The sequence below is a fragment of the Intrasporangium sp. genome, from assembly GCF_036566125.1.
Lineage (GTDB): Bacteria > Actinomycetota > Actinomycetes > Actinomycetales > Dermatophilaceae > Intrasporangium.
Genome location: NZ_DATCWX010000155.1, coordinates 1 through 13698, shown reverse-complemented (window position 1 = coordinate 13698; position 13698 = coordinate 1). Strand labels below are relative to the sequence as shown.

The 13698-nt window shown below is 70.3% G+C and carries 11 protein-coding genes and 1 pseudogene; 6 read left to right on the top strand and 6 right to left on the bottom strand.

From position 1 onward, the window contains the following. A partial coding sequence (locus tag VIR15_RS09280) for a hypothetical protein (RefSeq protein ID WP_331927191.1) occupies positions 1 to 826 on the top strand: 826 nt, incomplete at its 5' end. Here the strand turns inward: VIR15_RS09280 and VIR15_RS09275 are convergent. After that, positions 760 to 2361 carry a cyclic nucleotide-binding domain-containing protein gene (locus VIR15_RS09275; protein ID WP_331927190.1) on the bottom strand — a complete coding sequence of 534 codons (1602 nt, stop codon included), beginning with the start codon at positions 2359 to 2361 and terminating at the stop codon, positions 760 to 762. The two genes, VIR15_RS09280 and VIR15_RS09275, sit on opposite strands and share 67 nt — an antisense overlap. A gap of 136 nt (positions 2362 to 2497) precedes the next feature. Here VIR15_RS09275 and VIR15_RS09270 point away from each other — a divergent pair, with 136 nt between their 5' ends. After that, complete coding sequence (locus VIR15_RS09270; RefSeq protein ID WP_331927189.1) at positions 2498 to 3382, top strand: DNA-formamidopyrimidine glycosylase family protein; 885 nt, start codon at positions 2498 to 2500, stop codon at positions 3380 to 3382. A gap of 80 nt (positions 3383 to 3462) precedes the next feature. Here VIR15_RS09270 and VIR15_RS09265 read toward each other — a convergent pair whose 3' ends face one another. Next, positions 3463 to 4149 carry an exonuclease domain-containing protein gene (locus tag VIR15_RS09265; RefSeq protein ID WP_331927188.1) on the bottom strand — a complete coding sequence of 229 codons (687 nt, stop codon included), beginning with the start codon at positions 4147 to 4149 and terminating at the stop codon, positions 3463 to 3465. Then, the gene (locus VIR15_RS09260) at positions 4146 to 6008 is read right to left on the bottom strand and encodes a DUF294 nucleotidyltransferase-like domain-containing protein (RefSeq protein WP_331927187.1); all 1863 of its coding nucleotides are present in this window, start codon (positions 6006 to 6008) and stop codon (positions 4146 to 4148) included. Before VIR15_RS09260 ends, VIR15_RS09265 begins: the two co-directional genes overlap by 4 nt. Positions 6009 to 6121: 113 nt before the next feature. Between VIR15_RS09260 and VIR15_RS09255 the strand changes: the two genes are divergently transcribed. Both VIR15_RS09255 and VIR15_RS09250 read left to right on the top strand, forming a co-directional pair. Next, positions 6122 to 6547 (top strand): VOC family protein, encoded by a 426-nt coding sequence (locus tag VIR15_RS09255; RefSeq protein ID WP_331927186.1) that lies wholly within the window; start codon positions 6122 to 6124, stop codon positions 6545 to 6547. Between the two features lie 289 nt (positions 6548 to 6836). Continuing rightward, entirely contained in the window at positions 6837 to 7241 is a 405-nt protein-coding gene (locus tag VIR15_RS09250; RefSeq protein ID WP_331927185.1) for a VOC family protein, read from the top strand. A gap of 98 nt (positions 7242 to 7339) precedes the next feature. Here VIR15_RS09250 and VIR15_RS09245 read toward each other — a convergent pair whose 3' ends face one another. Together VIR15_RS09245 and VIR15_RS09240 are read right to left on the bottom strand one after the other, a co-directional pair. Continuing rightward, positions 7340 to 8539, bottom strand: coding sequence for a hypothetical protein (locus tag VIR15_RS09245; protein WP_331927184.1), 1200 nt, complete (start codon positions 8537 to 8539; stop codon positions 7340 to 7342). A 36-nt stretch (positions 8540 to 8575) separates the two neighbouring features. Further along, the gene (locus VIR15_RS09240; protein ID WP_331927183.1) at positions 8576 to 10288 is read right to left on the bottom strand and encodes a glycerol-3-phosphate dehydrogenase/oxidase; all 1713 of its coding nucleotides are present in this window, start codon (positions 10286 to 10288) and stop codon (positions 8576 to 8578) included. Positions 10289 to 10519: 231 nt separating this feature from the next. On the opposite strand from VIR15_RS09240, the gene glpK reads away from it, so the two are divergent. Both glpK and VIR15_RS09230 read left to right on the top strand, forming a co-directional pair. Next, the gene (gene glpK / locus VIR15_RS09235) at positions 10520 to 12028 is read left to right on the top strand and encodes a glycerol kinase GlpK (RefSeq protein WP_331927182.1); all 1509 of its coding nucleotides are present in this window, start codon (positions 10520 to 10522) and stop codon (positions 12026 to 12028) included. Positions 12029 to 12160: 132 nt separating this feature from the next. Further along, positions 12161 to 13267 (top strand): IS110 family RNA-guided transposase, encoded by a 1107-nt coding sequence (locus VIR15_RS09230; protein ID WP_331927181.1) that lies wholly within the window; start codon positions 12161 to 12163, stop codon positions 13265 to 13267. A gap of 290 nt (positions 13268 to 13557) precedes the next feature. Here VIR15_RS09230 and VIR15_RS09225 read toward each other — a convergent pair. Further along, positions 13558 to 13698 (bottom strand): annotated as a pseudogene (locus VIR15_RS09225) (dioxygenase); the annotation flags it as partial.

The following is a 13698-nucleotide window of genomic DNA, read 5'->3' as shown; positions in this document are numbered from 1 at the left end:
GGGCCCCGGTCTCGTCGCACTCACCACGGCGGCCGCGCGCGGGGGCGGTGAACGTGGCCGCGCGCTGCTCCTCGCTGCACTGCACGACCCGCGGCCCGAGGTCGCCGAGGCAGCGGCCACCGGCCTGCACCGCATCCGCGCCACCGCTTCGGCCCAAGCGGTCGACACGCGCGCCAGGAATGCGGTGGGCGCGGCCGTGGACCGAGTGCTCGACCGAGCTCAGCTCGTCGTGAACGGCTTGGCGGCACTGGAGGGAGTCGAGGAGGTGGCCCCGCTCAGGGACGCCCTGCGGGATGAGCTGTCCGAGGTCTCGCATCGGCTCCTCGTGCTCGTAGGCATCGTCGTCCCCGGCATCAGCCCGGCGCGCGTCATGGCCGGGCTCGGGGCCGAGGACGACACGACGAGGGGTCTCGCGGAGGAGCTCATCGACGTCGCGCTCGGGCGCCGCGCACCGCACGTCCTCGCCGTGGTCGCACCGCATCTACATCCGTTGAAGCGCCACGAGACGAAGGACGACCGGACGAACGGCGACGAAACCGGCGGCGACGCCGCCGAGCTCGTCCGGTCCATCGCGATCGACCTGGACGACCGGTGGCGCGACCCCTGGCTGCGCGCCTGCGCGCTGCGGGTGCTCCCTGCCGTCGCTCCCGACGCCATTCCATCCGTCATCTCGCAACTCCGAGCGCAGTCCCGCGCGCAGCCGCAGCAGCGCGCTCCTGGCCTCCAGCTCGTCCTGCAGGAGACGGTCGACTGGCTCGCTCAGCTCGAGGCGTCCCGGGCGAGACGGACATCTGCGAGCGCCTCGGCCGATGCCGAGCTGCCCTGAATGGCCGTGAGGAAGTCCTCGCGGTCGAGACAGTACGTCGTCAGATCACCCTGTGCCGTCACGGTCGCCGTCCGGGGACTGCTGCGCAGCAGCGCGATCTCACCGAAGGCATCGCCAGGCCTGAGGTCCGGTCGTGGGGCTCCGCGAACCGTCACCCTCGCCGTCCCCGACCCGATGATGTGCACCGTGTCGCCGTCCTCGCCCTCGCGCATGACGACCTCACCGGGTCCGTACTCATGCGGCTCGAGCAGGCTTGCGAGGTGCTCCACGATGACGACCGGCAGCGGCTCGAAGATGACCACGTCCGTGAGCAGGTCGGTGGTGGCTTGCGACTGTCCGGCCGCGCGGTCCACGGCGCGGAACGACCGTAGGTAGAGCATGGCGAGCATCACGATGGCGAGGCCCAGAGCGAGCAGGGCGGTCTGCACGTCGACGATCCCGACGATCGCGGGGGCGAGGGCGGCGCCGGTCGCCATTCCGGCACAGGCCACGATCTCGATGGCCCCGAGCGCCTGCGCGGACATCCCGCGCGGCGCGAGGCGGGCGACCAGAGTGAACATGCTCGCATCCTCGAGCGCGTTGCCGATCCCGATGACGACCATCGCGAGGCCCGCGAACCACGGTGTGCCAGCGATCGACAGCGCTCCCAGACCGGCACCCCACAACACGACTCCGGAGACGAAACTGCGCCCGAGCCGGGAGACGTGTAGGACCCGCACCCCCAACGCGGCACCGGCCAGGCCACCGACCCCGAGCGCGGCCCACAACCAGCCGACGACATCGTCGCCGACCGCCAGGTCGTCGAGGACGAGGATGACAAGCAGCACGGTGAGGGCACCTCTCGCGAACGTCTGAGCGAACGCGAGGACCGGAGCCCCGCCCCCGCGAACGACGCGGGCGAGCACACCCAGCCCAGCGGCATACGACCTCTTTCTCTCAGGCTCGACGCGGCGCTGCCGGTACGCGGCCGGCAGCTGGATCCGGGACACGGGCAGCAGGGCGAGCAGGAGGCAGGCGGCCCCGATCCCCAGCGCCTCGTCGGGCGACAGGAGGAGCAGGGCGGCGCCCGCTAGCGCCGGTCCGACGAGCGAGGCGACGCTCTCGATGGCGGTCGACGCGACGTTGGCCGCGGCGAGCTCTCTCGGCGTGTGCACGAGCCAGGGCAGCGTCGCCGCCTGGAGCGGTCGGTACACGTAGAGCAGCCCGCAGGAGATGACGCCGAGCGCCAGCACGATGAGCACGGACCACTGCGCCACTGCGCCGAGGGTCGCGAGCGCGAGGGCCGCGGCTGACCCCCAGACGATCCATCGGATGACGCGGCCAAGATGGCCGCGGTCCCCGAGGCGGCCGACGACCGCGGACATGACCGCGCCGACGACGGCAAGGGCGGCCGAGGTCCCGGCCAGCAGGCCGGCTCCGCCTCGTTCGTAGGCGAGCACGACGAGCACCACCGGCGTGAAGAGCCGCGCCGCGCTGGTGAGTCCCCATCCTGTCTGGAGTCCCCGCCGCGGCGTGAGGACAGTGCCCCAGCGCATGTGCCCATTGTGACGCAGCAGCGGGCGATTCGTGTGGGAAGTGGCGTTTGGCCGGATGCCGCTGGGTTCACAATGTGTCGTGCGAGAACGCCGTTCACCGTTGTCAGTGCGGCGGCGGATCCGGGAGGAGGATGCCGTGCCCGAGGGAGACACCGTGTGGCGGACGGCGCGCCGCCTGCGCGAGGCCCTGGCTGGACACGAGATCGTCGAGTCGGACCTCCGCTGGCCGGGTATCGCCACGGCGGACCTCACCGGCCGTCGGACCCTTGACGTGGTCAGCCGCGGCAAGCACCTGCTCCACCGGGTCGAGGGCGGCTTGACCCTCCACTCGCACCTGCGGATGGAGGGCCAGTGGCGGATCGAGGCGACGGCGGGGCTGAAACCTGGCTGGCGGCGTTCACCGGACCTGCGCGCCCTCGTGGCCGCACCGGACTGGACTGCACTGGGGCTGCGGCTCGGGATGCTCGACCTCGTCCAGACGGATCGCGAGGGGGAGCTGGTCGGACACCTGGGCCCGGACTTGCTCGGTCCTGACTGGGACGCTGCCCGTGCGGTCGACAACGTCGGGGCTGCGGCGGTCCCCATCGGCGAGGCGCTGCTCGACCAGCGCAACCTCGCTGGCCTCGGCACGCTGTGGACGGCCGAGACACTCTTCGCGCTCCAGGTATCGCCCTGGGCGGCGGCGTCCGGCTTGGAGCGGTCGCTCGTCGAACAGGTCGTGGAGCGTGCGCACCGCCTCATCGACAGTGGACGACGAGATGCGGTCCAGTCGACGACCGGCTCCCGGGCCCGAGGCGAGACGACGTACGTCCACGGCCGCAGCGGCCGACCGTGCCGGCGCTGCGGCGCGACCGTGCGGGTCGCGCCCATCGGTCAGCCCACCCGGGAACGAACGATGTTCTACTGCCCCGGATGCCAGGGCGGTCTCGGCCCGACCGACGACGGTCGGCCCCAACAGCCGCTGGGGTCCGAGTCGAGGCAGGACGGTCGGGCGGGCGCCCGTCGCCGCTACCGCCCCTGAAGCCTCTCCCCAATCGAGTGAACAACTTTCGGGGTCGCCCTTCCCAATCGAGTGAACAGCTTTCGGGATCACCCGGTCGGTCAACGCTGCAGCGCCTTGAGCACCATGGCGCGTCCACCGCTCAACCGGGCGACCTGGGCGAGGTAGAGCTCGGCACAGGCGAGGGCGTCGGTGAGGGCCTCGTGCGCCCCGTAGCGCGGTAGGCCGAGGTGCGCACGTGCCGTCGCGAGGCGCAGTGCCCCGGGCGGAAGGTCCGCGCCCGTGTGGCTGCCGAGCACACGTGCCTGCAGGTCCATCGTGTCGACGACCTCGACTGGGAAGGGCACGCCATGAGTGCCGCGGCTCGCTGCGGACAGGAACTCGGTCTCGATGGCGGCATGGTGCGCGAGGAGGACTCGGCCCTGCAGGGCCGCGGCGACTCGCTCGACAACCTCTGACAGCGGGAGGCCCGCCGCCAGTGCGTCGTCGGTGATCCCATGGACGACGGCGCTCTGGCCCACCTCGGCGTCCGCCCGGCAGAGCAGGTGCGTCGCGCCGGACAGGTCGATGACGAGGCCGTCGAGCGGCAGGAAGCCGACCGAGAGGATGTGGTCGGTCCGGGGATCGAGGCCGGTCGTCTCGATGTCGACTGCGAGGAGCCGCAGGTCCTCCACGGCGGTGCGCGGTCCCGGTAGCGGCGTCGCGAGGTAGTCCCGGACCGGCCCGGGAGGGGCCTGCTCGGCCAGCCGGGACCGCCGCCGGTCGGGACGCAGGAGCGACCGGATCACGTCACGAATCCGAGGGGATAACTCTGGACCACCAGCTGTTGGGCCGACCGGACGATCTGGAAGGCATCGCGCAGGTGCCGCTTCTCGAAGCTGCTCAGCTCGCTCGGCGCGACGAAGTTGTCCGGCTCCTGCCCCTGACGCAGCTGGTACGCCTGGTGGGTGAGGCGAACGTAGCGGATGAACTCGAAGGCATCGTGCAGGTCCGCTGCCGTCGCCGTCGACAGCGCCCCCGCGCCGGCGGCGGCACTGATGCGGGCGAGCGTGTTGACCTGCGGCAACCCTCGGGACAGGGCTTGGACACGGGCGACCTCGACGATGGCGTGCACGCCACCCCGCTTGAGGTCGACCCGGTCCTTGTGCTCGCCCTCACGCTCGAGGACGAACCCGCGGAAGAACCCGAGGGGTGGCTCGTTGCTCGCAGCGTTGCGGGCGAGGTGGGCGAGGAAGCGGCCGCTCTCGGGTGCCGAGTCGGCGATCTGCTGGTCCAACGTGTCGACGAGCCTGCTCTCGCCGTGCAGGAGCCGCAGGTCGAAGAAGATCGCCGACCGGAGCACGGCCTCCGGCGTCGGCTCGTCGAGCCAGCGAGCGAACATCCGGCGCCACTCGCGCAGGGGCTGGCGCCACTGGGGGTTCGTCGCCATGATCCCGCCGGGGCACCGCGGATAGCCGCAGGCGACGAGGCCGTCGACGACGAAGGACGCGAACGACGCGAACCAGGCGTCGTGCTCCGGGGTCGCATCGTCGGACAGCACGAGTGCGTTGTCCTGGTCGCTGCCCGGGCCCTGCTCGAGCCGCGCTTGGGAGCCGAGGACGATCCAGGCGTAGGGCACGGGTGCGGGTCCGAGGTGCTGCTCGGCAAGCATGATGAGCCGTCGCTCGATCGCGTCCCCGACCGCGGTGACGATGCGCCCGATTCCGTCCGCTGTCGCGTCCTCGTGGACGAGCTGGTCGACGATCCGGGGCAGCCGCTGGCTGAGCAGCACCAGGGCGTCGAGGTCCTTCGCCTTGGCCACGTCGCCGGCGAGGTGGATGGGATTGGCTCGCTCGAGCCGCATGAGGTCGGTGCTGGTCACCATGCCGACTGGACGGTCGTCCTCGACGACCGGCATGTGATGGATGTTGCGTGACGTCATCTCGAGGACGAGCTCCATGGCGAGATCGTCCGGTGCGGCCGTCACCGGGTCCGTTGTCATGATGGCCCTGACCGGCTGGGTCGTCGCGAGCCCCGAGGCGAGCACTCGGGTCCGCAGGTCGCGGTCGGTGACGATCCCGGTGAGGCGTTCGCCGTCGACCACGAGCAGCGAGGAGACCTGCTCCCGGGCCATGAGTTCGGCTGCCTCGCGGATCGTCGCGTCGCTGGTCGTGGTGATCGGCTCGCGCCGCAGGAGGTCACGAAGCCGGGTCTGGAGCACGGCGTTGGCCCGGTCGTGGTGCGGCAGCGACTGGAGCGCGTGGCGCAGCCTGGCCTCGCGCTGCTCGGAGAAGAAGTCTCGGACCGCCGCGTTCCCGTCTGCCAATGCCTCGAAGACGTCGGACGACATGACGAGCAGGAGGCTGTCCTCGATGGCCACCACGTCGAAGCGGGACGGCCGGCCGCCCAGAGCGGTCGTGCCGAAGCCGGTGCCCTCGCCGCCGCGTGCCACCAGCGAGCCGTTCTCGTCGGTGATCTGCACGGCGCCGGATCGCACGACGAACACCTCGTCGTTGCCCTTGCCGACGCTCATCAGATGCGTGCCACGGCGGGCGTAGCGCACGGTGAGGCGCCGGCCGAGCCGCTCCAGGTCCCCGCGGGGGACCGCGGCAAAGGGGGCGTGCTCGGCGAGGAAGTCGGTGACTTCCGGAATGTCCACTTCGGCCACGGCGACATCGTCGCACCCGAGCGAGTGCTCCGCCCCTGAACCGGCTCACCGTCGGTGTTGCGGCCTACGCTGGTAGACGCCCGATCAGCACCGCAACCAAGGAGCAGGATCAGATGGCTTCGCGACTCAACCCGTACATCTCGTTCAAGGACAACGCGCGCGACGCGATGGAGTTCTACAAGGACGTGTTCGGCGGCACCCTCAACCTGAGCACCTTCGGCGAATTCGGCCAGCCCGACTCCCCAGACGCCGACAAGATCATGCACGCGCAGCTGGAGACGGACAGCGGCTACACCCTCATGGCGTCGGACACGCCGCAGGGCATGGAGTACAAACCCGGGGACAACATCACCGTGAGCCTCAGCGGTGACGACGGCGATGAGCTGCGTGGCTACTGGGACAAGCTCTCCGATGGCGGCACCGTGTCCATGCCCCTCGAGAAGCAGATGTGGGGCGACGTGTTCGGTTCGTGCACTGACAAGTTCGGCATCGGTTGGATGGTCAACATCGCGGGAGACTCCTCCCCCGGTGGCTCATGACCGCATCACGCTGAGGAGGCACATCTCGTCGGTCGTGCCCTCACCCCCGACCACGTAGCGCTCCGGGATCCCTTGTCGAGCCGGGGAGTCCGTCGCGCCAACCCTGGTCGTGAGTGCACGTCGCGGTGATCCGGTCCTGGCCGTCGGAGTCCCGGCGTTCAGCTCGATGCGCCCTGGCGACGGAGCTGGCACCCGCCGCGCTCAGTCCCCGGACGAGGTAGTCCTGCCGCCCCCAGAGTCGTCAACGTGACGGGCGGGGCTGTCGGACCCGGCGCGTAGCGTCGTGGGCATGGACATGCGACTGGAGCTGGTAGCGGTGCCCGTGAGCGATGTCGACCGGGCCAAGGAGTTCTACGTCAAGGTCGGCTTCAATGCCGACCACGACCACACGGTGAGTGATGAGGTCCGCTTCGTCCAGCTCACCCCACCCGGTTCTGCATGCTCGATCGCCATCGGCCAGGGCCTGACGGAGATGGCTCCGGGGTCCTTGGACAACCTCCAGATGGTGGTCGCCGATGCCGAGGCGACCCGGGCCGGGCTCGTCGAACGGGGCATCGAGGTGTCGCAGGTGGACGAGCAGCCGTGGGGTCGCTTCGTCTACTTCTCCGACCCCGACGGCAACAAGTGGGCACTGCAGGAGCTGCCGGCGTGGTCGGCGGGGGCAGGTGGTGACGGAGTCAACCCCGACGCCTGATGCGACGGGGTCACGATGTCAGCCCAGCGGCATACGGTGTCGGCATGCACGTGAGTCGCTGCCTCGGGCTCGCAGGTCGAGGGAAGCTCCCGGGCACCTCATGACCGCGTGACGCTGAGGATGCCGAGGCACATCTCGTCGGTGGTGCCCTCTCCCCAGACCACGTAGCGCTCTGGGATCCCTTGCAGGGCCGGGAGCTTGTCCCGCCAAGCCTGGTCGTGCGTGCACGTCACGGTGATCCGGTCACCTCGCCTGATGGGGGTGGCTGGCAGCGGCCGTGACCCCTGGTCGTCGAAGTCCCACTCCTTGATGTCGAGCAGGGTCTTGGCCTTCGGAGTCCCGGCGTTCAGCTCGATGCGGATGCTCGATCCCAACAGGTGCATGTGCCCGGCTGAGGCCCGGGCCACCGCAGGCTCGTCGACGGTCCGCGTGCACGACTGGGTCGGGCCCGGATGAGGGGTGACCGCTCCCTCGCAGAGCATCAGGAGGCCGGCGACCAGCCACGAGGCCCGTTCGCCGAACCGCTGTGCGACGTCCCACACCGCGGCATCGCGGTGGCAGAGCGGGCCCGACTTGCCCGGCCGACACGGCAGCTCGACCGGCGCCGGGTAGAGCACGGTCTCCAACGGCGTCAGTTTGGCGGAGGTCGACAGGCGCAGGTCCACGGCGGTCCGGTCGGGCTTGGGACCGTTGAGCAGGTTGTAGTGGACCTGCAGGACGAGCTGGGAGCCCTTGTCCAGCGGGATTCCGAGATCCGGCGAGAGGACGGTCTCCGTCCCGCCGGGTGCCCACGCACCCACCCAGGGCGCGTCATCGAGGCTCGCGCCCTGCTGCTCGATGCCCGTGCCGCCGAAGCAGGTCCACCCGTCGCCCGGCGATTGTGCGTCCTTCGCCCGGGCCAGGCCGACCTTGCTCGCCGGGACCCGATACAGGATGACGTGGTGCACGATGGAGGCGTCGCCGGGCTCCACGTCATAGCCGGTGACGAAACTGTCCCGCGTGAGCTTGGGGTCGAGCAGGAAGCATCGGTAGTCATCCGTGCCGCCGCTGGGCGCCTTCGGCAGGTATGTCGCAGGCATCGCGATCCGCTGGACCTTTTCGCTGTCCCGTAAGGGAGCGGGCGCCGGCTTGGCGGTCGTCGGGCTGGTGTCGTGGTGGGTCTGGGAAGCGGCGGAAGGGGCGGAGGCGGCGGGGATGGTGCCGGGGTGGGTCGCTGGGGTCGGCCCGACCGCGCTGCAACCGGCCACGAGCAGGCCCAGGGCCGCGCCGAGCGCGACGAGGCTGCGACGGGTCCTCATCGGGCCAGTGTAGGAGCGCCTCCCGCCTCGTCCGGCCTACTCGCGACTCACCGGGATCCGGCGCGGATCCGGGGCGCTGAGACGCTCGGCATTCGCCTCGGTGTCGACGATCTCCTGTTGGGACTCGAGCTCGGCGTCGACCCGGGCCAGGTACGCGGCGACTTCCGCCTCGACCCGAGCCTCGTCCCACCCGAACACCGGGGCGACGATGTCGGCGGCAGCGCGCGCGCTCTCCGTGCCGCGGTGCCGCGTCTCGATGGACACACGCGTGCGGCGCGTGAGGATGTCGTCGAGGTGGAGGGCCGCCTCGTGGGTGGCCGCATAGCGGATCTCCACCTTGAGGTACTCCTCGGCTCCCGGCAGCGGCTCGTAGAGGGTGCGATCGTTCTCGGCCAGCGCGAACAGCTCGTGGACGAGCGAGCCATAGCGCTCGAGCAGGTGCCGGATCCGCCACGCTGGCAGGTCCTGCTTGCGGGCGAGCCGGTCGACCTGGTTGACGAGCGCGACGTAGCCCTCGGCTCCGGAGAGCGGGATGAACTCCGTGACGCTGTCGCTGACGTCCCCGCCGATGTCGGCCCGAGCGGCGTCGACCGCATCCTGGGCCATGACCCGGTAGGTCGTGTACTTGCCGCCGGCGATGGAGATGAGGCCCGGCTGCGGCCGGGCGACGGCGTGCTCGCGGGACAGCTCGCTGGTCAGCTCCGACTCGCCGGAGAGCAGCGGCCGCAGCCCCGCGAACACGCCTTGGATGTCGTCATGGGTCAGCGGGACCTTGAGGACGCTGTTGATGTGCTCGAGCAGGTAGTCGATGTCGGCGCGCGTCGCTGCCGGGTGGGCCCGGTCGAGCTCCCAGTCGGTGTCCGTCGTGCCGATGATCCAGTGCGTGCCCCACGGGATGACGAAGAGCACCGACGTCTCGGTGCGCAGGATCAGGCCGGGCTCTGAGTTGATCCGGTCGCGCGCCACGACGATGTGGACTCCCTTGGAGGCGCGCACGTGGAAGCGGCCTCGCCCGCCCGCCATCGACTGGATGTCGTCGGTCCAGACGCCGGTGCAGTTGATGACGACGGACGCGTTGACGTCGTGCCGCTCGCCCGTCTCCACGTCCTCGACGGTCGCTCCGATGACGCGCTCGCCCGCGCGAAGGATGCCGACGACGCGGGCCGAGCTGAGCACGCTGGCTCCGTAGGCGGCCGCCGTCCGGACCGTCGTCAGGGTGTGCCGGGCGTCGTCGGTCTGCGCGTCGTAATAGAGCAGCCCTCCGGTCAGGGACTCGCGCTTGAGTCCGGGAGCGAGCTTCAGCGCGCCGGCGCGGGTGAGCTGCTTGTGCCGGGGCATCGACCGGGCGCCCCCCATGGAGTCATAGAGTGTCAGACCAGCCGTGACGTACGGCCGCTCCCAGCCTCGGCTCGTCAGGGGATAGAGGAAGGAGACCGGCCGCACGAGGTGCGGCGCGATCGTCTTGAGCATGAGGTCCCGCTCTTTGAGCGCCTCGCGGACGAGGTCGAAGTTCATCTGCTCCAGGTAGCGCAGACCGCCGTGGAAGAGCTTGGACGAGCGCGAGGACGTGCCGGAGCCGAAGTCCCGCTGCTCCACGAGGGCCGTCGACAGTCCGCGAGTGGCGGCGTCCAGTGCGACTCCGGCTCCGGTGATACCGCCGCCGATGACGAGGACGTCGAACTCCTTCGAGGCAAGTCGCCTCCAAGCCGCTGCGCGGTAGTCCGCGTCGAGGCGCACGGGAGTCGTCATGCCCTTCCCCTCACATCCGTGCCGACGCTCTCACCCTAACCAACGTGCCGGGACAGCATTTCCGGTATGCCGCTGAGCTGAGTCCGGGAGTTCCGCGCCGTTGGGTGCCCTCCCCAGACAATCGAGTGAACAACTTCCGGGCTGCTGCCGGCCCGAAAGCTGTTCACTCGATTGGAGAGGAGACCCGAAAGCTGTTCACTCGATTGTGACGGTCGGGGATAGCGTCTGCCCATGGACTACGTCGTCGCGATCGACCAGGGCACGACGAGCACACGCGCGATGGTCTTCGACCGCTCGGGCAGCGTCGTCGCGAGCGACCAGCGTGAGCACCGCCAGATCTTTCCGCGCGCCGGCTGGGTCGAGCACGACCCCATGGAGATCTGGGAGAACACCCGCGCGGTCGTCGGCGGTGCCCTCGGCAAGGCCAACCTCAGCGCCAAGCGGGTCGTCGCCGTCGGGATCACCAACCAGCGCGAGACGACCGTCGTGTGGGAGCGCGCGACCGGCCGGCCCATCCACAACGCGATCGTCTGGCAGGACACGCGGACCCAGGGCATCTGCGACGAGCTGGCCGGCGATGCGGGCCCTGAGCGCTTCAAGAAGCAGACCGGGCTGCCGCTCGCGACCTACTTCGCCGGGCCGAAGATCCGCTGGCTCCTCGACAACGTCGAGGGCGCCCGGGAGCGCGCCGAGTCGGGGCACCTGCTCGCCGGGACGATGGACACCTGGATCCTCTGGAACCTCACCGGCGGTCCGGACGGCGGAGTCCACGTCACCGACGTCACCAACGCCTCGCGGACGCTCCTGATGGACCTTCGGACCCTCGCGTGGGACGAGGAGATCGCGGCGGAGATGCGCATCCCGACAAGCCTGCTCCCGGAGATCCGTTCGTCCTCAGAGGTGTACGGCACCTGCCAGCCGGGAATCCTCCTCGACGTGCCCGTGGCCGGCATCCTCGGCGACCAGCAGGCGGCAACGTTCGGGCAGGCGTGCCTCGAGCCGGGGACCGCCAAGAACACCTATGGCACGGGCAACTTCATGCTGCTCAACACTGGCGAGGAGATCGTGCCGTCCCAGCACGGCCTGCTGACGACCGTCTGCTACCGGCTCGGCAATGCGCCACCGGTCTACGCGCTCGAGGGCTCCATCGCCGTCACCGGGTCCCTCGTCCAGTGGCTGCGTGACAACCTCGGCATCATCGCCGACGCATCCGAGGTCGAGGCGCTCGCCGCGTCGGTCGAGGACAACGGGGGCGCCTACTTCGTGCCGGCCTTCTCCGGTCTCTTCGCGCCACACTGGCGGGCCGACGCGCGTGGGGCGCTTGTCGGTCTGACGCGGTTCGTCAACAAGGGACACATCGCGCGAGCGGCCTTGGAGGCGACGGCTTTCCAGACGCGCGAGGTGCTCGACGCCATGAACGCCGACAGCGGCGTCCCGCTCACCGAGCTGAAGGTCGACGGCGGGATGGTCGTCAACGACACCCTCATGCAGTTTCAGGCCGACCTCCTCGGCGTCGACGTCGTCCGCCCGAGGGTGGCCGAGACGACAGCCCTTGGAGCGGCGTATGCCGCTGGGCTGGCTGCCGGCTACTGGTCCAGTCCCAGCGAGGTGCGGGACAACTGGGGCGAGGACCGGCGTTGGTCGCCGTCGATGGACCCGGGCGAGCGCGAGCGGCTCTACCGCAACTGGAAGAAGGCCGTCCAGCGCACGCTCGACTGGGTCGACGGCGACACTCCGTGAGGGGTCGCCCGGGTCAGACCCTATGAGGGTCGTGGGGTGTCTGGGTCTTGAGGCCGGGGCCTCGCGTATGCAGTGATTCGTGGATCACCGACCAGAGTGGCTGGCCGGTGCCGACATGCATAGGAGGCCCCGGTGTTCATAGAGCGTACGAGTGTTGGGCTGGATGTTCACGCACGATCGGTGCGGGCCGCGGCGATCGACACCGAGTCCGGCGAACTGATCGAGCGGACGGTTTCGCCGGTCACCGATCAGGTCGTCGCGTTCGTTGATGAGCTCGCCGTCGACCACGGCCCGGTCAGGGTGACTTACGAGGCGGGCCCAACCGGGTACGGGCTGGCGCGGGCGCTGCTGGCGGCCGGGCACGCCTGCCAGGTCGCGGCTCCAAGCAAATTGCTGCGCCCGGTCGGGGACCGGGTCAAGACCGACCGGCGGGACGCGCTGCTGCTGGCGCGGCTGGCCCGTAACGACGACATCGTCGCCGTGTCGGTCCCCACGCCGCAGCAGGAGTCGGCGCGGGACCTGGTCCGGGCCCGCGAAGACGCCCGGATGACACTGATGAGCGGGCGACACCGGCTGTCCAAGCTGCTGCTGCGGCACGGGTTCGTCTACGACGGCGGCGACGCCTGGACCGGCAAGCACGACGCGTGGCTGCGCCGGACCCGCAAGGAGCACCTGCTACCCGGCAGTGGTGGCACGCTGGCGGCGTTCGACGACGCCTACGACGCGGTCGTGCACACCCTGGCTCGTCGGGACCGGCTCGACGCCGACATCGCGGCGCTGGCCGCGGACAGCGAGTTCACGGCCGTGACCCGGCGGTTGTGCTGTCTGCGCGGAGTCTCAACCACGACCGGGTTCGCCCTGGCCGTGGAGATCGGCGACTGGCAGCGGCTCACCGGCGCCTCGATCGGGTCCTACCTCGGGCTGGTGCCGTCCGAGTCCTCCTCCGGCGGCTCCCGGAGCCAGGGCGGGATCACCAAGACCGGCAACAGCCACGCCCGCCGGCTGCTGATCGAGGCGGCCTGGCACCACAAGCCCCGGTACGTCGCCGGCAAGACGATGCGCGACCGGTGGGCTCTGGCGCCGGCTGAAGCCGCGGCCCGCGGCGACGCCGGCAACCGGCGCCTGCACCACCGCTGGACCGTCCTGACCGCGCACAACAAGCGGCACACCGTGGCTAATACCGCCATCGCCCGCGAGCTGGCCGGCTGGTGCTGGTCCCTGGCCGTCATGGGCCACTAGCCACCACGACCCGTTCACGGACACTCCCCGTGGCGTCCGGCAGCAGCGCGAGGACAGGATCAGCGAGTCAACTGTGAGCACCCCGCCGGGGGCACGCTCGACCTCAGACACGCCAGCACTGTCCAGCCGAAACAAGGGCCCTGCGGTAACCAATCCGCGCATATCAGACTGACCGCGCGTCGCCTGACACGCCGCCTCCGCACGCCACCCCCGTGAACGACGAAGCGGGGTCCCCTCCGGCCAGAGAGGACCCCGCTTCACCCTGCCCACTTGACAGGAACAGCTACATATCAGTTGAACTGCCAGGACCTCTTCGACAGGCCGAACCAGAAGCCCTCGATGACGCTCTTGTTGTCGAGGCCTCCGGACGCGTAGGCCGCGCCCAAGGTGACGAAGAGCGGCGCGAAATGCTCGGTCCTCGGGTGCGCCTC

What these genes read in the sequence shown, in the direction of transcription:
- VIR15_RS09275 (WP_331927190.1), bottom strand. Translation starts at nt 2,361, where the DNA reads ATGCGCTGGGGCACTGTCCTCACGCCGCGGCGGGGACTCCAGACAGGA.
- VIR15_RS09255 (WP_331927186.1), top strand. Translation starts at nt 6,122, where the DNA reads ATGGCTTCGCGACTCAACCCGTACATCTCGTTCAAGGACAACGCGCGC.
- VIR15_RS09250 (WP_331927185.1), top strand. Translation starts at nt 6,837, where the DNA reads ATGGACATGCGACTGGAGCTGGTAGCGGTGCCCGTGAGCGATGTCGAC.
- VIR15_RS09245 (WP_331927184.1), bottom strand. Translation starts at nt 8,539, where the DNA reads ATGAGGACCCGTCGCAGCCTCGTCGCGCTCGGCGCGGCCCTGGGCCTG.
- VIR15_RS09240 (WP_331927183.1), bottom strand. Translation starts at nt 10,288, where the DNA reads ATGACGACTCCCGTGCGCCTCGACGCGGACTACCGCGCAGCGGCTTGG.
- glpK (WP_331927182.1), top strand. Translation starts at nt 10,520, where the DNA reads ATGGACTACGTCGTCGCGATCGACCAGGGCACGACGAGCACACGCGCG.